Source organism: Cellulomonas sp. P1_G12_2 (assembly GCF_056405535.1).
In genome coordinates, this window is sequence record NZ_JBFUBX010000001.1 from 854,047 (window position 1) to 873,158 (window position 19,112).

The window sequence follows — 19,112 nt, forward strand, 5'->3', positions numbered from 1 at the left end:
GCGTGACCGTGAGCACCACTCGCGCCCGCCATCGTGCGGCGCGCCGTCCATCGACGCCCTTGACCGAGTTTGCTGCAGCCGCCTCGGACCAGATGGGCACCGTCGGACGCCGTACTGCCGTCGTGGCCGCATCGTCGGGCCTCATCGTCTCGATGCTCGGCTCGTCCGCCACTGCCGCCCCCGGTGGTGACGCGGGCGCACTTCCCGCCGTGGACACCGCAGCGCTGACGGCTTCGGCCCGCGCCGTGCTGAACACCGCCCCCGTCGTGACCGCCCCGGTCGAGGCCGCGTGGACGTTCGACGCCCCGGTCGTGACGGCCGAGACGCCGCCGCCCCCGCCGCCGGTCAAGGTGAAGGCCGCCGCCTCGCGCAGCACCACGCGTGCCACCACCGCCACCACGACCGCCGCCGTCGCCAACGCACCGGCCCCGTCGTCGGTCTCCGGCAACGCGGTCCTCGAGATCGCGGCCCGCTACGTCGGCACGCCGTACCTCTCCGGTGGGACCACCCCGGCCGGCTTCGACTGCTCCGGCTTCACCAGCTACGTCTTCGCGCAGCTCGGTATCACCCTGCCGCGCACGTCGGCCGGACAGAAGGCCGCGGGCACCATCGTCTCGCGGGCGGACGCCCAGCCTGGTGACCTCATCTGGAGCCCCGGCCACATCTCGATCTACGCCGGCGGCAACCAGCAGATCGACTCGCCCCGCCCCGGCAAGACGATCCAGTTCCGGGACATCTGGCAGAGCTCGCCCGTCTTCATCCGGATCGGCTGACACCGAACCACGCTCCACGACGAGGCCCCGACGACATCGATGTCGTCGGGGCCTCGTCGGTTTCCTGCGGCCCTCCGCACCGACCGGCGCGTACTCTGGCCGTGCACCACGCTGTTGCTTCGCTTCGCCGGGCCGGCAGCCAGCCGGTTCGACCCCCGAGGTCGGGAGAACGCCGTGCTCATGAATGCGTCGAAGCTGTCCACCGAGGCCGTCGGTGGGGCAGCCACCGAGGTCGGCTCACCAGGGCTGATCGCGTCCGGAGCACGCACCCTGCTGCTCAACGCCAGCATGGAACCGCTGTGCATCGTGAGCCTGCGGCGCGCCGTGGTGCTCGTCATGTCCGGCAAGGCGACCGTCCTCGAGACCGACGGTCGCCTGCTGCACTCCGAGCACGTGTCCGTGCCCCTCCCGGTCGTCCTGTGCCTGACGCGCTACGTGCACGTCCCGGTGCGCCGCCCGGTGCCCCCCACCCGCCGCACGGTGCTGCAGCGCGACAACCACCGCTGCGCGTACTGCGGCGGGGGAGCGGACACCGTGGACCACGTGAACCCACGCTCGCGCGGCGGCCGCCACGAGTGGACCAACGTCGTCGCCGCGTGCGTGCGGTGCAACCACCGCAAGGCCGACCGGCTGCTGCACGAGATCGGCTGGGAGCTGCCGTTCGTCCCCCGCGCCCCGCGGTGGTCGGTGGCGTTCGGCACCACGTCGGTCCGGTCCGAGCCGCTGTGGTCCCAGTACGTGGTTGCCTGAACCTCATCTTCGTCAAGAATCCACCAACGTATGGCATCATTCCGGCTACTCGCGGGTGCATCGGCGCACCGGTGGGAGACACTGGGACGAGCGCACGGTGGGCTCGGCACGAGCACGGAGGCTCCGGATGACGCGTGACGATGTGGTCCTCGTCGGGGTGGACGGATCCGCGGCGAGCCTGCACGCGCTCGACTGGGCGGCCGCGCAGGCCAAGACCCACGGTTGGGGCATCCGGCTCATCTGCAGCTACTCCCTCCCGTCGTTCACCGCGGCCTCGCTCGACGGCGGATATGCGGCGCTAGACGACACGGCCATCCAGGAGGGCGCCAAGGCGGTGCTCGCGGAAGCCACGCAGCGGATCGCGCCGTTGGGCATCCCGGTGACCGCCAAGGTCCTCACGGGCGACGCCGCGGGCGTGCTCGTCGACCTCTCGCACCAGGTCCGGCTCGCCGTCGTCGGCACGCGCGGGCGCGGCGGGTTCGCGGACCGGCTGCTCGGCACCGTCTCGTCGGCCCTGCCTGCGCACGCGTACTGCCCGACGGTCGTCGTGCCCCTGCGCGAGGCCGGCCGGACCCTGCCCGACGACGCCCCCATCCCGGCGCCGCGCCCGGTGAAGCGCATCGTCGTCGGCGTCGACGGCTCCCCCCAGGCCGAGCACGCGCTGCGCTACGCCATCGGGGAGGCCGAGGCGTGGGGCGCCGAGCTGACCGCCGTCGCGGGCGTGCCCGTGGGCTCGATGACCGGTGTGCTGGCGTGGCTGCCGGCCACGGTGGACCACGAGCAGGTGCTGCGGGACGTCACCGAGGGACTGCACGTGGTGGTCGACCGCGCGCTGGCCGAGCACCCGGACGTGACGGTCCGGCGGATCGCCCTGGACGGCACGGGCGCAGAGCTGCTCACGGAGTTCTCGGTGGCCACCGACCTGATCGTCGTCGGCTCGCGCGGCCGCGGCGGGTTCGCCGGGCTGCTGCTGGGCTCCACCAGCCAGGCGGTGCTGCACCACTCCGACTGCCCGGTCATGGTGGTCACCAACCGGTGCGCCACCGAGGAGGCCGTGGCCGGTTAGCCCTCCGGGGCCGGCGGTACGTCCGGGCGGCGGACCAGCGCCGAGAGCACCACGGTCGAGCGGGTGCGCGCCACGAACGGCTCCGCGGCCAGCCTCTCCACCACGCGCTCCAGGTGCCGCATGTCCCGCGCGCGCACCTGCACCATGAGGTCCACGTCCCCGGTCACGGTGCTCGCCGCGACCACCTCGGGATAGTGCTCGACCGCCGCGCGCATGGTCGCCGGGCTCGTGGAGCCCTGGCAGAACAGCTCGACGAAGGCCTCGGTCTGCCAGCCCATGGCCGCCGGATCCAGCCGGACGGTGAAACCGCGGATCACGCCCCGCTCGCGCAGCCGGTCGACGCGTCGCTTCACGGCCGGCGCGGAGAGCGAGACCTGCTCTCCCACCTGCGCGAACGTGGCCCGGGCATCGAGTGCGAGCACCCGCAGGATGGCGGTGTCGAGGGCGTCCAGCCCGGAGTCGTCGGTCACGGTCACATCATCGTCGGTCGCGCGCCGATTGGTGCTAGCCGCAGAAAAATGGCAATGTGCACCGCGTACTGGTCCGAACGGGTGATTGACAAAAAGGGGCATGTGGCCTCAAGGCGGACTCCCGACATGCCGAGATGAGTGGAAGCCCCACTCGCGCCAGCCGTGCCGGGGTCCCCGAAGGAGGCGACGTGGTCAAGGACACCAAGAAGCTGCTCGACGTCGTGCCGAGCCAGCGACCGTCGGTCATCAGTGCACCCGTGCCGGTGGTCGACGATGTCCCCCACCAGGTCGATGTCCCGCACCAGCGCACCGCGCCGTCCCCGCTCGTCGAGGAGACCGCCGCCCGGATCGTGGCGGTCAGACGATCCGTGTGGATCGGCCTCGCCGCCGGTGTCGCGCTCGCCGTGGCCGCCGGCGGTGGCGTGTACGCCGCCGATCAGAGCGCCCAGGCGGCCCAGGCCAAGGCGCTCGAGGCCGACCTCCGCGTGGACCAGTCCGTGCTGGCCGCCGCGCGTGACGCGGTCGTGAATCGCCAGACCGACGTCGTCGTCGCGCAGACCGCCTACGTCGCCAGCCGCACCGCCGCCGCGACGAGCGCCCAGGCCGCCGTCGACCACGCCAACGCCACCCTCGCCGCCGTGCCGAACGCGGGCGACGCCCCCCGTGCCGCCCTCGCGAGCGCCACCGGAGCCGTGGGTGCCGCCCTCACCGCACCCGACGTCAGCCTCGCGTCCCTGCGCTCGCTGGTCGCCGGGGTTGCCGCACCCGAGAAGGCCGCCGTCGACGCGCAGGCCGCGTGGCAGGCCGCCGAGACCGCCCGCATCGCCGCGGAGCAGGCAGCCGCTGCCGCCGCCGCACAGGCTGCTGCCGCCCGGTCCACAGCCAAGGCCCCGACGCGGACCACGTCCCGTTCGACCGCTCCCAGGACGGCCTCGGCCCCCGCGCCGGTCGCGCCGTCGTCCGGCATCCCCAGCGGCGGCAAGGTCTGCAGCGGCTCCGGGGGATCCGGCGCCGGCGAGTCGAGCGTCTCGGCGATCGGCTCCGCCATCAACGCCTACCGCGCGTCCCTCGGGCTCTCGCAGCTGTCGGTCTCCCGCAGCGGCAGCCTGGTCAGCCACGCCATCACCATGGCCAACGCGGGCGGCATCTGGCACTCCGGTGGCGACAACATCGTGGCCTGCGTGAGCAACGGCTCCGCGTCCTCGATGGTCTCCGCCTGGTCGCGGTCCGCCGGTCATGACGCCCAGATGCGCCGCACCGACGTGTCGAGCATGTCCGTCGGCGGCGCGAGCCTGAACGGCTGGCTCTTCGGCGCAGTCCGCTTCAGCTAGCCCTTCTGCAGCCGCAACGTCCGCACTCGAGGGGGTCCCAGCCCCCACGAGTGCGGACGTCGTGCGTGTGGGCCCCGTGCGTCCGCACTCCGGCGGGTTCCAGCCCCCACGAGTGCGGACGTCCGCAGATTCGGTCGCCCAGACGCGCTGATGTGCGGACGCAGCGGCACCCACCGGTGGGCGTCCGCACATTCGGTCGCCCGGGCGCGCTGATGTGCGGACGGAACCGGGTTGGGGTGGTCAGCGCAGGGCGTCCGTCAGGCGGTCCGTGGCCAGGTTCAGGTCCTCCGACGAGATCGTCAGCGGGGGAGCCAGCCGGATCGTGCTGCCGTGGGTGTCCTTGGCCAGCACGCCGCGGGCCAGGAGGCGCTCGCAGAGCTGACGCCCGGTGCCGCGGCCCTCGGCCACGTCCAGCCCCGCCCAGAGGCCCACGCGGCGCGACGAGGCGAGCAGACCGGCGTCGACGAGCGCGTCCAGGCGGGCGCCCCACTCGAGCCCGAGCGTCGTGGCGCGCGCCTGCAGCTCCCCGGTCTCCAGCAGCCCGACGACCGCGAGGCCGACCGCGCACGCCAGCGGGTTGCCGCCGAACGTGGACCCGTGGGTGCCGGCGGTGAGCACGCCGAGCACGTCCGCACGTCCGACGACGGCCGACACGGGGAGCACCCCGCCACCGAGCGCCTTGCCCAGGGTGACCAGGTCCGGCTTCACGCCCCAGAGCTCGGACGCGAGCGTGGTGCCCGTGCGGCCGAGCCCGGACTGGATCTCGTCGGCGATGAACAGGACGTCGTTCGCCGAGCAGAGCGCGCGGACGCCGGGAAGGTAGTCGTCGGGCGGGACGACGACGCCCTGCTCGCCCTGGATCGGCTCCAGGAGGACGGCGACGGTGGTCTCGTCGATGGCCTCGCGCAGCGCCTCGACGGAGCCGTACGGCACCACCCGGAACCCGGGCGTGTACGGGCCGAAGCCGCGGCGCGCGTCGGGGTCGGTGGAGAACGACACGATCGTCGTCGTGCGGCCGTGGAAGTTGCCGTCGGCCACGATGATCGTCGCTCGGTCGGCGGGCACGCCCTTGACGTCGTAGCCCCACTTGCGGGCGGCCTTGATGGCGGTCTCGACGGCCTCGGCACCCGTGTTCATCGGCAGGACCATCGGCGGGCCGGCGACGAGCGGGCCGATCAGGGCGGCCAGCCGCGCGGCGAACGGCTCGAGCAGCTCGTGGTCGAACGCGCGGGACGTGAGCGTCAGCTTGTCGATCTGCGCGTGCGCCGCGGCCGTGAGCACCGGGTGCCGGTGGCCGAAGTTCAGCGCCGAGTAGCCCGAGAGCAGGTCGAGGTAGCGGTTGCCCTCGTCGTCGGTGACCCAGGAGCCCAGGCCGTCGACCAGGGTGACCGGGAGCGGGTGGTAGTTGGGGGCCAGGACCGACGCCGGGGCCACCTCCACGAGAGTCATCGCCCGGAACCGGAGGCGGGCCGGATCTCGAGCGTGCAGCACTTGGCGCCGCCGCCGCCCTTGAGCAGCTCGCTGGTGTCCACGGGGATGGGGTTGTAGCCACGCTCGGCGATCGCCGCAGCCAGGTCCATGGCACCGGGCGCGACGACCACGTTGTAGCCGTCGGACACCGCGTTCAGGCCCAGGGCGACCGCGTCGCGCTCGGTGGCCTCGACCGCGTCCGGGAACAGCTGCTGCAGGACCGCGCGCGAGCCGGCCGAGAACGCCGGCGGGTAGTAGGCGATCTGCGGGTCGGCCGGGTCGCTCGACAGCACGGCCAGTGCGGTGTCGAGGTGGTAGTAGTGCGGGCTGACCAGGTCGAGCGAGATGACCGGGCGGCCGAACAGCTCCTGCAGCTCGGCGTGCGCGGACCGCTCGGTGCGGAAGCCCGTGCCGGCCAGGACGAGGTCGCCGACGACGAGCAGGTCGCCCTCGCCCTCGTTGGTCTCGGCGGCGGTGTGCGTGACGTAGCCGCGGTCAGCGAACCACTTCTGGTACGCGGGACCCTCGGGCTGGCGCTCGGCGTAGCGGAACTTGGCGGAGTACACGACGCCGTCCAGCACGGTGGCGCCGTTGGCCGCGTAGACCATGTCCGGCAGGCCGGGGATCGGGTCGATCGTCTCGACGGTGTGGCCGAGGTCGAGGTACGTGTCGCGCAGGGTGCGCCACTGACGGACCGCGAGGTCGGCGTCGGTGAACCGGGTCTTGTCCATCCACGGGTTGATCTCGTAGGACACCGTGTAGTGGACGGGCTCGCACATCAGGTAGCGGCGATCGGTACGTCCGGGGGCGGTCGGGGTCATGAAGGCTCCTCGTGGCGTGTCGTTCCCACGAGGGTACGAGTCGGTACGGCCCAGACCGTTCATCTCGGATTGCGCGCTGGGGCACGATCCGTTGCGCAGATCCGGCTACGAGTTGCGATCTGTTGCGCGGACCTCGTTCCGTGCGCGCATCAACGCGTACCGCACCATGACGCCGAGGAACGGTTTGAGCACGGCGCCGGTGAGTCGCCGGGGGAGCGGGCCGGCCAGGTAGACCTCCTCGCTCCAGAGCACCCGGCTCGACGACGGTCCCGCCGGCACGACGACGATGCTCGCGTGGCCCTTGAGCACGCGTCCGACCTTGGTGTACGTGGCGATGCCGGGCTCGTCGACGCTCGGCGGGTCGTACCGGTCGATCGTCATGACGTCCTTCAGGCCGGGGAACCCGCGCCGGGCCAGGGGGCCGGAGACCGCCGTCACCCTCGACCCGTCCACCGTCACCCGGGTCAGCGGTATCCACCGTTCGTGGTTGCGCAGGTCGGTGACGAGGTCCCACGCCGTCGCCGCGTCGACCGGGAAGGAACGGACCACCGCGTCGATCGGGATGCTCGTCACCTGGCCATCGTCCGCGCGGGTAACGTCGCTGTCCATGGAGACGAGGGTTCTGGGACGTACGGGTCGGTCGGTCGGAGTGGTCGGGCTGGGCTGCTGGCAGCTCGGCGCGGACTGGGGATCGGTCACCGAGGAGGCCGCGCTGTCGGTGCTGGGGGCCGCCGTCGACTCCGGCGTCACGTTCCTCGACACCGCCGACGTCTACGGCGACGGCCGCTCCGAGAAGCTCATCGGCACGTTCCTGCGCTCCCGCGGCCCGGACCATGGCATCACGGTCGCGACGAAGATGGGCCGCCGCGCCGACCCGCACACCGCGGAGGCCTACACGCTCTCGTGGTTCCGCGCCTGGACCGACCGCTCGCGCGAGAACCTGGGCGTCGACACCCTCGACCTGGTGCAGCTGCACTGCCCGCCCACCGAGGTGTTCCGCCGCGAGTCCACCTATGACGCGCTCGACGTGCTGGTCGACGAGGGCCGGATCGCGTCCTACGGCGTCTCCGTCGAGACCGTCGACGAGGCGCTCGAGGCGATCGTCCGCCCGCACGTCGCGACCGTGCAGATCATCCTCAACGTGTTCCGCCGCAAGCCGCTCGAGCAGGTGCTCCCGCTGGCGCAGAAGGAGGGCGTCGGGATCATCGCCCGGGTGCCCCTGGCGTCGGGACTGCTGTCGGGCAAGTACGACGAGGACACGCAGTTCGCGGCCGACGACCACCGGAGCTACAACCGCGGTGGCCAGGCGTTCGACGTCGGCGAGACGTTCGCCGGGGTGCCGTTCGAGGTCGGCGTCGCGGCCGCGCGCGAGGTCGCGTCGCTCACGCCTCCCGGCTGGACCACCGCGCAGCTGGCCCTGCGCTGGATCATCGACCAGCCCGGCGTGTCCGTCGTCATCCCCGGCGCGCGCTCAGCCGCCCAGGCGGTCGGGAACGCCGCGGCCGCGGCGTTGGAGCCGGTCGACGAGGAGACCCTCGGCGGGCTCCGCGGAATCTACGACGGCCGGATCCGCCAGCACGTGCACGCGCGCTGGTAGGACCTACCTCTTCGAGCCGATCCGCTTGAACCTGCCCGTCAGCCGCTTGGGCTCGGCGGGCAGGATCACGGGCACGTCGTTCGGGCCGGCGATCTCGATCACCTTCGGGAACGTGAGCGGCGGCGGACCGAACGCCTTGCGCGCCCCCTCGATGACGTTCTTGCCGAGCGCCCGAGCGCCCGCGACCCCGACCACCAGGCCGATGCCGAACGGGATCAGCCGCCCGACCGCGAGGCCCGTCTGCTTGGTCAGCTGCGTGCGCACCAGCCGGCGCGTCATCGTCGTGTTCACCTTGCGGACCGTCGCCATCGGCATCCGGGTCAGCAACGCGCGCGCCACGCTCACGCTGGTCAGCTCGGCGCCGTCGGTGATGATCTTGCCGCCGGAGTCGCCCAGGATCGTGGTCAGCAGGAGCGCGCGACGCCGGTCGGAGTCCTCGACCTCGATGCCGTGCACGCTGGCCACCGCGAGCGAGAACGCCGCCGACGCCGCGAAGAACGTGGCCACGTCGCTGGCCGTGAGCACCAGCGCGACGCCCGTGCCCACAGCGGGAGCCGCCGCCGAGGCGCCCACCGCACCGCCGGCGCCCTGCACGACCAGCAGGTACTCCTTCTCCAGGAGGCGCACCAGCTGCTCGGGCGTCGCCTCCGGGTTCCGGCGGCGCAACGAGTCGACGTGCGCGTGGATGGTGGCGGACGGGATGGTGACCGCTTTGGCCAGCGCCGCCTCGACGAGGGCCGGCATCAGCGCTCTCCGGTGACCGTCAGCTGCACCGTGGCGCCGGCGTCGAGCGTGCGACCCACCGTGCAGTGCGAGTCGATGGCCCGGTGCACCAGGTTGATGAGGCGCTCGCGGGTGGCTACGTCGAGCGCGCTCAGGTCCACGACCAGCTCCTCCGCGATCGCGGGGTACCGGTCCTCCTCGGTGTCGCTCATACCCGAGGCCTTGATGGTCACGTCGACGTCGTCGCCCAGGTAGTGGCTCAGCTTGGCGTCCGCCGCCAACCCGCTGCAGCCGGCCAGCGCGATCTTCAGCAGCTCACCCGGGCTGAACACGTTCTCCACGCCCACGCTGCCGATCAGCACCTCGGCCCCGCGCGAGTTGCGGCCGGTGTACAGGCGCTTGCCCGTGCGCTCGACCCACAGCTCGGTGTCGCCCGCGTTCTTGGTGATGTCGGGCGCTGGCTTCTGCTCCGTCGTCATCCCGCGATCCTGCCACGCGGGGCTGGAGGTCACGCGTCGACGGCGGGGACCTGCGGTGCCTGTACCGCGGCCTTGGCGGGGAAGTCCCAGTTGCGGACGGTCTCGCGCACCCAGAACGCCAGGAACAGCGCGATCTCGAACCACTCGGCGATGGCCACGTGGTACCCCCGGAACAGCCACTGCGCCACCAGGACGACCACGATCCCGCCCGCGGTCATGCCCACCGCGATCCACTTGTACAGCGGCTGGTCCGGCAGATCGTCCTCGCCCGCCGCCTTCGGCCACCCGTTGCACGCGACCGCCACCGCCATGCTGATGATCAGCAGGAACGTCGCCGCGTAGTGGATCCAGGCGAACTCGTCGCCCTCCCAGATGCGGAACAGCAGCAGCACGACGAACGCCGCCGCGAGCACCCACGACAGCCGGTAGAACGCCTTCGCCTTCTTCGGCTTGGAGCCCAGCGCGTCCCCTGGCCAGTTGCCGGTCAGCTTCTCGGCGATCACCAGCACCACCGCCGCGACCAGGACCGAGCACGTGGACACCCGGATGCCGTTGACCATCTGCTCGCGGACCGCCGCGTCGTCGATCCCGCGCAGCGTGTCCTGCAGGTCGGTGGGGACGAACGCCACGAACAGCGCGTAGAAGCCCGCCAGGTTCAGCGCGAAGTCCTCCAGCGTCCGCCCCCGGTACGCCACCAGGCACACCGCGATGCCGACGAACGAGCCCACGAACACGTCGCGCAGCGGGCCCAGGTAGCTGGCGCTGATGGAGCCCTCGAACTTGCCGAAGAAGACGAGCCCGAAGATCGAGCCGATGAGCAGGAACGCGGCCAGCGCGACGAGGATCATCCTCAGGTGCCGGTACGTCTCCCGTGCCCGATCGGCCTCGCGCGGTGCAGCCATCGCGGTCCCCCTCCGCTGAGCTTTCCCCTGTCGCGATCGTCCCGCCGTCGGTATGTGCAGGTCTATGGGTGTTCGGGGTGATTCTTCGGTGAGCGCGGCGACGGGCCGACGCTCGCTGCGGGGTACCGTGCCGCGTGCGAACGACGCGATCAGCCGGGACCCCCCGGACCGCGGGCGTCGTGTTCGCCGCAGCCGTCGTCGTGTACTTCACGGCCGTCATGCACCGCACAGCCCTCGGGGTGGCGGGCGTCGACGCGATCGACCGGTTCGGGCTGTCCGCCACCATGCTCGCGCTCTTCTCGGTGGTCCAGCTCACCGCGTACGCGGGCATGCAGCTCCCCGCGGGCCAGCTGCTCGACCGGTTCGGAGCCCGGTCCGTGCTCGTCGGCGGATCCCTGGTGATGGCCACGGGACAGCTGCTGCTGGCGCTCTCCGACGAGGTCGGATGGGCCCTCGTGGCCCGCGTGCTCATCGGTGCCGGCGACGCCCCCATCTTCATCGGCGCGTGCCGGCTGGTCGCCGAGTGGTTCCCCCCGCGCCGCGTGCCGGTGATGGTGCAGACCACGGGCCTGATCGGTCAGGCGGGCCAGCTCGCCTCCGCGATCCCGGTGGCGTGGCTGCTGCACTCGCGGGGCTGGACGGTCGCGTTCGCGACGCTGGCGGGTCTCGGGGTCGTCGCGGCGTCCGTCGCCTTCGTCGGCATCCGCTCCGCGGTGTCGTCGTCGCCCACGCCCGAGCGCTTCTTCTCCGCGGTCCGCTCGGCGGCACGCCCGCACGGCACCCGACTGGGGTTCTGGAGTCACTTCCTGTGCCCGTTCTCCGCCAACGTGGTGGCGCTGCTGTGGGGTGTGCCGTTCTTCGTCACCGCCCAGAACCGCACGCCCGGCGAGGCCAGCCTCCTGCTCATCGTCCTCACCGTCTCCGCGATGGTCACCGGACCGCTGGCCGGGCAGTTCACCGCCCGCCACCCCCTGCGCCGCAGCTGGGCGGTCCTCGCGACGGCCGGCGCCACGTTCGTGGCCTGGTCGGTCCTGCTGGCCTTCGACACCCCACGGCCGCTGTGGCAGCTGCTGCTGTTCGTCGTCGTCCTCGGCGCGGGGGCACCCATCTCCCTGGTCGGCGTCGACTTCGCGCGGACCTTCACGCCCCCGGACCGACTCGGGGCGGCGACGGGGTTCGTCAACATGGGCGGCTTCACCTCGACGATCCTGGGCGTGCTCGCCGTCGGGCTGGTGCTCCAGCTGGTCTCGCCGCCCGGGGCCTCGATCTACACCCTCGATGCCTACCGGGTCGCGTTCGCGGTGCTGCTGCTGCCGTGGCTCGTCGGGCTCGCGGGGGTGCTGCACCACCGCCGGCACGCCCGCACCGACCTGGCGGCCGAGGGTGTGCACCTGCGGCCCGTTCGCGACGTTCTGCGGTGGCGCCGGTGAGGCGTTCGCCTTCGGTCGTTCGCCCGCGCGTTCGGTAGGCTCTCGGGCGTTCCCCGTGGATCGCGCGCCTGTAGCTCAGGGGATAGAGCACCGCTCTCCTAAAGCGGGTGTCGGCAGTTCGAATCTGCCCAGGCGCACAAGTGTTGGTGCAGGTCAGCGTGCTCTCCGGTGCGACTGGTGTCGGTTCCGCTGGGACATGGCGGATTCGGTCCACGGTTGTCGGACGCCGGCCCTCGGGGTGCGGCGCCGGTTCGGCGTTCACCGAGGTCGGCGCACGTGCGCTGGCTTAGTTGTGTGGTGAGGTACGGCAGGGTCCACGCCGGTTGAGGCGACGCCGCGCCAGTGGTGGCGGCTACCTTCCCTGGTGGTCGCACGGGCGGCCTTGGTCGCTCCCGCCGCACACTTTTGAGACGCTTCTCGATCTCATTTGAGACGCGCTCTTGTGACCTGCTCGTTCATCGGGATGGGCAAGGATGCCACAACGTCTAGTACCTAGATTCCCAGCAGGAGCTGATCCACACTCCCGGCATGAGCGCTCCGAGCGACGGTCGGTGGGGGGCTGTCTGGGAGCCGACGCGTGTTGTCGGGCGACGGGTCAGGACGACGCGGACGGAGCACGACGCCTCCGGCTTGGCTGTGCCGGCCGAGGGTGCCGTGGTCGTAGTTGAGCTCACGATCGAAGAGATCAGCGTGAGCCTGCGAGCGGTCGAAGCCAGTCCTGCAGCGCCGGTCGACGAAGCCGGGCTGCAAGCTGAACTGCTGAGCATTGGCGCGAAAGCTCGTCTCCGACGCGACGAGTTGATTGCCGAGCGTACGGCGGCGTTGTGGGCGCTTCGCGAGGCAGAAGCTCATCTCTCGAGGCGGCCCAAGGTCAGGTTGCCACAATCGAATGGCAACTGATTCTCGCCGACGAGGAGCCGAAGTGCGGCCCTGCAGTCGGGCCTTCTCGGTGATGGGCCGCCGGCTAAGGCGAGAGGAGTCCGACCCGTGACGAACAACAGCGCGCGAAGGCAGGCTGCGCGCAGGCTCCAAGCCCAGCTAGACATTCCATACATGCGTGCACTTCGGATCGTCGATGCCGACAATGCCGCGAGGGTGCGTCGGCGAGAAGGTGGCGAACCAGACCCGGCTGCCCTGCTCGCGTCCGCGACCTGTCGATTGGTTACCGCCACAGTCAACGACTGGCTGTTGGAGCGACTTACGACGGTCGCGGTTGAAGACGCCGGACTCCCCTGCCCCTTTCCGTGGTTGAGCGAGGGAGAGATCGAGGCGGCCGGTGCGCTGGCGCTGGCCGCGGTCGCCAACGACGAGACCGCTGACAGCACATCCCGCGTGCTCGTCGCGAGGCATGAGGTCTTCCTCATGGTGAGTGGCTGGGTGAACGACGTCTCCGTCGCCATGGCTCGCCGGCGCGATCACGATCTTCTCGTCCTCGAGGAACACGTCGACGGAAATGAGGTCCTGATTGGGCCCTTGCAGGCGAACGGCGCGTTTCGGGTCGAGTTGCTGCCCGATGAGCGTCGCGCCCGCGTCCTCGGGGTGGCACTGAGCTGGAGCCGCAGTCGCGAATGAATCGCCAACCTGGCGGGTAGAGGACGAGGCCTACGACGTTCAAACTGCCAGTGTTAAGCCTGACCCGACACTTCGTTCGGGGTCTTGTTGGTGTCCAGCCAGACCTCTTGAACCACGGCACCGCCACCGGGAGGCAGGCGATTCCACGCGAGTTCGTTCCCGACTCTTCCAATCGCGACGCTGACTGCACTCACAGCTATGGAGAGCTCGCGTGAGTCCGGGGCGAAGTTCGAAGTGATGAGCGGGTGGTTGGCCGCATCAACGTCGAGGTCATACGCGAGGCGCTTAGCCAAGGGGTTGTGGTAGCGATCATCGGGGCCGTCGTCGACAGCGAGAACGTGTGGTCGCTGTATGGGTACGAGGTTCGCGATCGCACCCAGCGCACGGTCTCGCTGTTGCCACGCGTCCGCTCGTTGGTTTTGCGCGCTTGCCGTGTCACCGCCTTTTGCTTCCCCCGTGTCGAATGCCTGCTGCGTGTCGCGCAGTTCGGCTTCCTTCTCGTTGAGGGTGACGGCTCGGCCCGGGAACGACCTGTGGTCGAGCGTGGACCTCGCAAGGCGAAGGACCTCGAAGAGTTGCCAGGCGTCATCGATCGCGGCTTCGGTGATCGTCAGAGCCTCACGTAGAAGCGGTCGAACGACTCCCAGGAGTCTTGCTGAGCCGCCTGGCGTCTCCATGTACGTCAGGTCAGCGTCGAGCAGAGTGAACAACGGCTCGCTGCGGTTCGAAAACGCAGCGGTGTGCTGCAGTTTCAAGAGCTCACTAAGTAACTCAAATCGGCGGCACGCGATCGCCGACACGCCGGCGGCGTAGAACAACACAGATCCGGTCACCCGACGCAACTGAAGCAGCTTGACCATTCCGCCATCTCGCGGCTGGGCGGCGAACCGCTCCAGCTCGGCGAGCCACCACTGGTCTGTCGCGGCGTCGCCCCAGTAGGCCAGGGTGGCAATCAGGGCGCCCGCTACGCGGGATACCTCTTCAGTCCTCGCGAGCATGGCCGCGTACCCGCCGAACGGGAGGTCGTCCTGGTGGTTGGGCAGGTTGAAGTCCGGGTGATCGTGAAGACGGATGAACTCACGGTTCAGCATGTCGTGAACGTGGATTGCCACGCGACGGCCCGACAGTTCCCGCTTCGCGGTGTCCACGGCGACCGGAACGGTCAGGGGATGGCGGGCCGAACGAGTGGCTAACGCGTCAACAGCATCCGCGATCGCGCCGAAGCCTCGGTCTGCGTCGGTCTCGAGCAGCAGACCGCCCCTGAGCGTCCGTAGCTCAACGGCCTCGGGAGATGGTGTGAATGGTTCAATCCACGCAAGTGCCAGCCGGCCGGAGTAGTGCTCCGCGATGGCGGCCCGTAGCGCAGGGTCGTATGTGGATGACCACCCTGCCACGATCAGGCCGTAGTCCTCGAGGACGCGGGTGAGTAGGTGCAGGGTCGCGGGGTCGTACGTGCCGAGTTCGGTCGTCGTGTTCAGCATGGACGTCGGGTTGAGATAGTCACCGTGTAGATGGATGACGCAACAGTTCAGGGTGTGTAGAGGCGCGAGGCCGTGGACGTCCGCCGGGGATGCGACGACCGTGGGTTCGACACCCTCGGACCGGAGTGCTTGCTCCATCAGGCGGTCGAAGTTCAGCGTGACGATCACTCTGATCGTTCCGGCGGAGACCAGACGAGCGATCGCGACGTGCGCAGCGGTCGGCAACTTCCGGTCCGTGTCCTTGTCGTCGTCAGACCGTTCGAAGTAATCGCGCAGCAGGTTTTGACGGGCCAATGGCGTGGGTGCGAGCTTCTCCAGGAGAGTCTCGTACCGCGCCTCCTCGCCGAACCGATCTTCGTACCACCTGATCGAATCGCCGCCAGGGTCCTCACCGGAAACGTCTGCGACGCGTGCCGTGAGATCCTGCAGTACGCCCCAGGCGGTGGGGATACCGCTAGCGGCAGAGACGCCGGCGCCAAGCAGTGCCGCGTACGCGCCCGGGTTCGCGTGGAGAGAGAACGCGAGCGGCAGCAGCGAATCATCGGCCGCCGAGATGCTGGTCATGGCTTCAAACCCCCCAGTGGGCTGAGGAGCCGAAGACTGTGGTGTATGTGCCGCCGATCTGCACGCTGTTCGACATCCGGGACCACAACTTGATACGTCCCGTGTCGTCGGTCAGGAGGTCCTCGGAGAGGGTCATGTGGACGCGATCAGTGATGAACAGGGAGTGGTGGTTGCGAAGGTCACTGAGCTTGGCGGCGACGTTGGGCGCTGCGCCGATGGAGATCAGGTCACTGTGGTTCCGAACCCCACCACGTACGATGAGCGCCTCGCCCGTGTCGACTCCGACAGCGTGTCCTATGTCGCAGAAGTTGGCCCCGTCAGTCCATCCATCCTTGATCGCCGGACGAATCACTTCGAGCACGGCCCAGTTGATGGCTAGAGCCGCGCGCACGGCATTCCAGTTCTTGTTCTCGCCCATGAAGATTGCCATCACGCGGTCGCCGTCGAAGCTGCGAATCTGACCGTCAAAGTTCCTCAGGATTCGCGACGCGGTGTTGATATAGGCCTTAACAATCTTCGCGGTTGCTTCCTTATTCAGGCTCTGAGCCAGTTTGCTCGAGCCGGCAAGATCGGCGTATAGGTACGTCGCGTCTACTAGGCGCCCACCGTTTTTGAGGACCACGTCATCGGTTTCGGGAACCTTTGCGCCGTTGGTGATCTGCCACGGAGTGGAGATGATGTCTCCAACTGTGGCCTCGATGCTTGGGTACACACGCGCTCCTCTACACGAGCCGACCTGCTCGTTCGCTCCGACGAATGTAACCAGATCGTGTCCGCCCTTGGTCGTCTCCGCCGACCGGACCGCAAAGCGGGGTTCCACGGCTTCTTTCGCGAGGCTTACCCTTGCCGAAACATGCGGCCTGCGCCCCAGCGTTGATCGCCCGCCGATCAGCCAGGGTGCTTTGCTCGGGTGCCATCACCTGCGAAGACTCGCAAGCAGCCTCTTGCGCTCACGCGACTCTTGGGCCTTGGAGGCAAGCGCGGAGGCCATTTGCGTCTTGGCGAGATGTGTCCGGACGTGGTCGGGAATGTCGTCACGCTTCTTCCCGCCGGAACGGATTGCCGCGCAGAACGACGGCCCACATGAGGCGCACCATGGAACGGTGACTATACGACCGTACCTTTCGTACTCGTCATTCAGTCGGTCGATCGTGAAGTCGCTCCAAAGAGTCGAACTCGGAGCGCCACCGCACCCACACGAGTACGCAACGTAGTCGTTGTCCTGGAAGTGGTCCCAAATGGACCCGGTGACGACAATCTCATGCCGGTCTGCCGACTGTGCGGCCTTCGCGGCGTAGTTGACGGGCTTGCCGGCCCAAACGGCTTCCTGCTCATCGACGTTACGGGGTGTTCCGAGTTGCTTCACGAGTACCCGGCCACAGGAGATGCCGATCTTGAACCCAGTGGCCGGGAGCTTGCCGTCATCCCACTTCGTCTCGTACTGCGCGACTAGATCATCGCTAAAAGTCCGAACCGTGATCGCGGCGCAGAGCGCGCGCTCAAACGCAAGGTCCCCCCAGAACAGGCCGAAGCCGCCGTCCCCCTGGATGTCGATGAAGTTCGCCTCGAACTCGTTCAGCACAGCCACAGCGGACTCAACCGCCGTCTTGTAGATCCGGGCGGTCGACGTGTCATGGCGCCCCGTTCCAAGGTGAGTGGAATCCTTCAGGTCAAACATGACAGCGACGACCGAGGGGATCTTGAGCCACCTGTTTGATCCCTGGCTCGGGATTTCATCGAGCCCCGGGTCCTTGATCTCGACTACGTCCGGCACCGTCTTGAGTGCCTCCGCGGCCTTGCCGTTGAGATCCTCGAGCAGTTCTGCGAGGTCCACCGAGAGCTCCTTCCGTCCCAAGTCAGGCTACGGGGCACCACCGACATCGCCGCGACGGGCCAGGGCTCATCGCCTGACGACGCTCTTCATCGATTCTTGATCCGCCGTTGGGCCCAAGGGCCGGCCGATGGCCGGGTACTCTGCGGCCCGGAGGTAGCCACATGGGCAGACGTTCAAGCATCGAGCCACAGATGCTCGCTGAGGCACGTGCCGAGATCTCCATCGCGGATCAGAAGGCCGGGATCGTGCTTGCAGCTGCAGGTATCGGATTCAGTGCCGTTCTCGGGGGCCTGCTCGCTGGGGACTGGCGACCGAGCGCTTACAGCACCGACGGTGAGATTGTCTGGTGGATCGCGGCAACGCTCGCATTCGGCGTCGTCGCCTCCGCGGCGGCGGCGTTGTGGCCGCGGTTCACCACCGAGGATGAAGACGAACTTGTAACCTACTGGGCGCACGTTGCGCGATACAAGACCGCGGCGGCCTTGACGATCGCGCTCGACGACCAACCCCCGCCCGACCGCGAACGCACGCTGCATCAGCTTTGGCGCCTCGCTCAGATCGTGCGCATTAAGTATTGGTGCGTCCGTGGCGCGTTGGTCAGCGGCGCACTGGCCATCATTGCGTTCCTCATCGCTGGATTGGTGGGATAGCAGGAAGCGACGTGGCGCGAAGGTGTCGAGGGCGACTGAGCGTCGACGATGTGGGGTCGCGCCGCGGGGGCATCGGCTCACCGCGCAGGACTTCGTGCACTTGGCGTTGCTGCGCTCCGGCCACGATCGAGCTCCCGTACGGGCCGCAACCATCGTGTCGATGGGGAGGGCGCGAGGGGGACCCTCGCCCGTTGGTCGGCGGGCACCGCCTGATCGTCTCGTGAGGCGATACCCAGGACTCGGTGCGGCGTGCGGTAGGCCGACCTCATTGACCTTCGCGTATGGGTAGCCCAGTGCCCGGGAGGAACGGCGGTAGCCACGATCACGCGGCATGCCCCGCAGGTGTCGAGTGCGACGGGCTCCTCGCCAGCCTCACGCCGAGGACACGGGTGTTCGTCGAGTCTCGCGCCGAGCGCGAACATCGCTCCGTGACGTCCATCGTCGAGGAAGCTCTGGCTGCGTACGGACTCGGCAATGCCCACCCCACCGGCGATTGACTGGACCTCCGGATCCGCTCCGTTCGCCACGACGGCAGCTGACGCCGTGCCATCGACCAAGTGACGGGTTGGCGAGGTGGTGGTGATCGTGCGCCCACGTAGTCGGGCGATCATTCACCGGTTGGAGCGCTTCCCTCGTAAGCCCCGGGATGGGACGTTGTTGAGGCACTGCCCTGCTAGGGCATCTGACTTGACGAAACTGGGACTGCGACGACGCTTGCCCGCCGGAACGCCGAGTTGGCGGTGGTGCTTACGCCAGCGACTCCCGGCCGCCGAGACGGCCCAGAGTGGACTCGATGGGGGGAATCCGATGGCTGAGGGCGTACTGCAGTTCCACCTATGGAAGTCGACAGCCCAGCAGCCGTATCACTGGACGCTAACTTCAACAGGAAACGGCGAGATCATCTGCACGAGTGAAAACTACGCCTCGAAGGCCGACGCGAAGCATTCGATGGGCCTCGTTCATGCCCACGGCGGTGACGCAAAGTATGTCGACCACACGGGCGAGGACTGAGTCTGCGCCGGCGCTGCCGACGGCAGCACCGGTTCGGATCTAGATTCGCTCCAGTTGGGTGTCATGGTCGATTGCGATCAGCCGCCCGTCGGTCGGCAGCGAAAATCCGCGCGTCCGCTGGTGTGCCCCATCAATACGAGTTGGGGCGTCACGCCCGACACCCGCTCGACAGTTCAATCAGAGAGCGG

Annotated in this window: 20 protein-coding genes and 1 tRNA gene; 11 read left to right on the forward strand and 10 right to left on the reverse strand. The window is 69.2% G+C overall.

Translation table 11 applies throughout. The annotated features are described in order from the left end of the window. Positions 1–2 precede the first annotated feature (2 nt). From AC1DXT_RS04160 to AC1DXT_RS04170, 3 genes are all read left to right on the forward strand, one after another. The gene (locus tag AC1DXT_RS04160; protein ID WP_477060092.1) at positions 3–773 is read left to right on the forward strand and encodes a C40 family peptidase; all 771 of its coding nucleotides are present in this window, start codon (positions 3–5) and stop codon (positions 771–773) included. Between the two features lie 288 nt (positions 774–1,061). Continuing rightward, complete coding sequence (locus AC1DXT_RS04165; protein WP_056096423.1) at positions 1,062–1,523, forward strand: HNH endonuclease; 462 nt, start codon at positions 1,062–1,064, stop codon at positions 1,521–1,523. A 127-nt stretch (positions 1,524–1,650) separates the two neighbouring features. Next, positions 1,651–2,589, forward strand: coding sequence for a universal stress protein (locus tag AC1DXT_RS04170; RefSeq protein WP_477060093.1), 939 nt, complete (start codon positions 1,651–1,653; stop codon positions 2,587–2,589). Here the strand turns inward: AC1DXT_RS04170 and AC1DXT_RS04175 are convergent. Next, positions 2,586–3,059, reverse strand: a complete 474-nt coding sequence (locus AC1DXT_RS04175) for an Lrp/AsnC family transcriptional regulator (RefSeq protein ID WP_477060094.1) — start codon at positions 3,057–3,059, stop codon at positions 2,586–2,588. The two genes, AC1DXT_RS04170 and AC1DXT_RS04175, sit on opposite strands and share 4 nt — an antisense overlap. Before the next feature lie 188 nt (positions 3,060–3,247). Here AC1DXT_RS04175 and AC1DXT_RS04180 point away from each other — a divergent pair, with 188 nt between their 5' ends. Next, a complete protein-coding gene (locus AC1DXT_RS04180; RefSeq protein WP_477060095.1) occupies positions 3,248–4,390 on the forward strand; it encodes a CAP domain-containing protein in 1,143 nt (380 codons plus the stop codon). Between the two features lie 240 nt (positions 4,391–4,630). Here AC1DXT_RS04180 and rocD read toward each other — a convergent pair whose 3' ends face one another. The 3 genes from rocD to AC1DXT_RS04195 all read right to left on the reverse strand — a co-directional run bounded on the left by rocD (position 4,631) and on the right by AC1DXT_RS04195 (position 7,290). Then, the gene (rocD, locus tag AC1DXT_RS04185; protein ID WP_477060096.1) at positions 4,631–5,839 is read right to left on the reverse strand and encodes an ornithine--oxo-acid transaminase; all 1,209 of its coding nucleotides are present in this window, start codon (positions 5,837–5,839) and stop codon (positions 4,631–4,633) included. Next, positions 5,836–6,681, reverse strand: coding sequence for a dimethylargininase (gene ddaH, locus AC1DXT_RS04190; RefSeq protein ID WP_477060097.1), 846 nt, complete (start codon positions 6,679–6,681; stop codon positions 5,836–5,838). The genes rocD and ddaH overlap by 4 nt, the downstream gene beginning before the upstream one ends. A gap of 105 nt (positions 6,682–6,786) precedes the next feature. Next, entirely contained in the window at positions 6,787–7,290 is a 504-nt protein-coding gene (locus tag AC1DXT_RS04195) for an SRPBCC family protein (RefSeq protein WP_477060098.1), read from the reverse strand. Here AC1DXT_RS04195 and AC1DXT_RS04200 point away from each other — a divergent pair. Further along, positions 7,289–8,278: an aldo/keto reductase gene (locus tag AC1DXT_RS04200; RefSeq protein WP_477060099.1), complete on the forward strand. Its 990-nt coding sequence runs from the start codon at positions 7,289–7,291 to the stop codon at positions 8,276–8,278. The genes AC1DXT_RS04195 and AC1DXT_RS04200 overlap by 2 nt on opposite strands. Before the next feature lie 3 nt (positions 8,279–8,281). Here the strand turns inward: AC1DXT_RS04200 and AC1DXT_RS04205 are convergent, their stop codons facing one another. The 3 genes from AC1DXT_RS04205 to AC1DXT_RS04215 are packed head-to-tail and all read right to left on the reverse strand — an operon-like array spanning position 8,282 to position 10,382. Next, entirely contained in the window at positions 8,282–9,022 is a 741-nt protein-coding gene (locus tag AC1DXT_RS04205; RefSeq protein ID WP_477060100.1) for a hypothetical protein, read from the reverse strand. Continuing rightward, the gene (locus AC1DXT_RS04210; RefSeq protein ID WP_477060101.1) at positions 9,022–9,480 is read right to left on the reverse strand and encodes an OsmC family protein; all 459 of its coding nucleotides are present in this window, start codon (positions 9,478–9,480) and stop codon (positions 9,022–9,024) included. Before AC1DXT_RS04210 ends, AC1DXT_RS04205 begins: the two co-directional genes overlap by 1 nt. A 29-nt stretch (positions 9,481–9,509) precedes the next feature. After that, complete coding sequence (locus AC1DXT_RS04215; protein ID WP_477060102.1) at positions 9,510–10,382, reverse strand: hypothetical protein; 873 nt, start codon at positions 10,380–10,382, stop codon at positions 9,510–9,512. Between the two features lie 134 nt (positions 10,383–10,516). Between AC1DXT_RS04215 and AC1DXT_RS04220 the strand changes: the two genes are divergently transcribed. The 4 genes from AC1DXT_RS04220 to AC1DXT_RS04235 all read left to right on the forward strand — a co-directional run bounded on the left by AC1DXT_RS04220 (position 10,517) and on the right by AC1DXT_RS04235 (position 13,384). After that, positions 10,517–11,812, forward strand: a complete 1,296-nt coding sequence (locus AC1DXT_RS04220; protein ID WP_477060103.1) for an MFS transporter — start codon at positions 10,517–10,519, stop codon at positions 11,810–11,812. 64 nt (positions 11,813–11,876) lie between these two features. Then, positions 11,877–11,949, forward strand: a tRNA-Arg gene (locus tag AC1DXT_RS04225). Positions 11,950–12,340: 391 nt separating this feature from the next. Next, positions 12,341–12,712, forward strand: coding sequence for a hypothetical protein (locus AC1DXT_RS04230; protein ID WP_477060104.1), 372 nt, complete (start codon positions 12,341–12,343; stop codon positions 12,710–12,712). 87 nt (positions 12,713–12,799) lie between these two features. Continuing rightward, positions 12,800–13,384, forward strand: a complete 585-nt coding sequence (locus tag AC1DXT_RS04235; protein WP_477060105.1) for a hypothetical protein — start codon at positions 12,800–12,802, stop codon at positions 13,382–13,384. Between the two features lie 53 nt (positions 13,385–13,437). Here the strand turns inward: AC1DXT_RS04235 and AC1DXT_RS04240 are convergent, their stop codons facing one another. The 3 genes from AC1DXT_RS04240 to AC1DXT_RS04250 all read right to left on the reverse strand — a co-directional run bounded on the left by AC1DXT_RS04240 (position 13,438) and on the right by AC1DXT_RS04250 (position 17,263). Continuing rightward, entirely contained in the window at positions 13,438–15,429 is a 1,992-nt protein-coding gene (locus AC1DXT_RS04240; RefSeq protein WP_477060106.1) for an SIR2 family protein, read from the reverse strand. Positions 15,430–15,433: 4 nt separating this feature from the next. Beyond that, entirely contained in the window at positions 15,434–16,249 is an 816-nt protein-coding gene (locus AC1DXT_RS04245; RefSeq protein ID WP_477060107.1) for an adenylate/guanylate cyclase domain-containing protein, read from the reverse strand. A gap of 96 nt (positions 16,250–16,345) precedes the next feature. Beyond that, a complete protein-coding gene (locus tag AC1DXT_RS04250; RefSeq protein WP_477060108.1) occupies positions 16,346–17,263 on the reverse strand; it encodes a hypothetical protein in 918 nt (305 codons plus the stop codon). A 191-nt stretch (positions 17,264–17,454) separates the two neighbouring features. Here AC1DXT_RS04250 and AC1DXT_RS04255 point away from each other — a divergent pair, with 191 nt between their 5' ends. Both AC1DXT_RS04255 and AC1DXT_RS04260 read left to right on the forward strand, forming a co-directional pair. Continuing rightward, the gene (locus tag AC1DXT_RS04255) at positions 17,455–17,913 is read left to right on the forward strand and encodes a Pycsar system effector family protein (protein ID WP_477060109.1); all 459 of its coding nucleotides are present in this window, start codon (positions 17,455–17,457) and stop codon (positions 17,911–17,913) included. Between the two features lie 807 nt (positions 17,914–18,720). After that, positions 18,721–18,924, forward strand: coding sequence for a YegP family protein (locus AC1DXT_RS04260; protein ID WP_477060110.1), 204 nt, complete (start codon positions 18,721–18,723; stop codon positions 18,922–18,924). Positions 18,925–19,112: the final 188 nt, after the last annotated feature.

Bases quoted from the DNA above. Each gene is read 5' to 3' on its own strand.
- AC1DXT_RS04260 (WP_477060110.1), top strand. From the start codon at position 18,721: ATGGCTGAGGGCGTACTGCAGTTCCACCTATGGAAGTCGACAGCCCAG.
- rocD (WP_477060096.1), bottom strand. From the start codon at position 5,839: ATGACTCTCGTGGAGGTGGCCCCGGCGTCGGTCCTGGCCCCCAACTAC.
- AC1DXT_RS04230 (WP_477060104.1), top strand. From the start codon at position 12,341: ATGAGCGCTCCGAGCGACGGTCGGTGGGGGGCTGTCTGGGAGCCGACG.
- AC1DXT_RS04210 (WP_477060101.1), bottom strand. From the start codon at position 9,480: ATGACGACGGAGCAGAAGCCAGCGCCCGACATCACCAAGAACGCGGGC.
- AC1DXT_RS04255 (WP_477060109.1), top strand. From the start codon at position 17,455: ATGCTCGCTGAGGCACGTGCCGAGATCTCCATCGCGGATCAGAAGGCC.
- AC1DXT_RS04195 (WP_477060098.1), bottom strand. From the start codon at position 7,290: ATGGACAGCGACGTTACCCGCGCGGACGATGGCCAGGTGACGAGCATC.
- AC1DXT_RS04215 (WP_477060102.1), bottom strand. From the start codon at position 10,382: ATGGCTGCACCGCGCGAGGCCGATCGGGCACGGGAGACGTACCGGCAC.
- AC1DXT_RS04170 (WP_477060093.1), top strand. From the start codon at position 1,651: ATGACGCGTGACGATGTGGTCCTCGTCGGGGTGGACGGATCCGCGGCG.
- ddaH (WP_477060097.1), bottom strand. From the start codon at position 6,681: ATGACCCCGACCGCCCCCGGACGTACCGATCGCCGCTACCTGATGTGC.
- AC1DXT_RS04165 (WP_056096423.1), top strand. From the start codon at position 1,062: ATGGAACCGCTGTGCATCGTGAGCCTGCGGCGCGCCGTGGTGCTCGTC.
- AC1DXT_RS04240 (WP_477060106.1), bottom strand. From the start codon at position 15,429: ATGACCAGCATCTCGGCGGCCGATGATTCGCTGCTGCCGCTCGCGTTC.
- AC1DXT_RS04200 (WP_477060099.1), top strand. From the start codon at position 7,289: ATGGAGACGAGGGTTCTGGGACGTACGGGTCGGTCGGTCGGAGTGGTC.
- AC1DXT_RS04205 (WP_477060100.1), bottom strand. From the start codon at position 9,022: ATGCCGGCCCTCGTCGAGGCGGCGCTGGCCAAAGCGGTCACCATCCCG.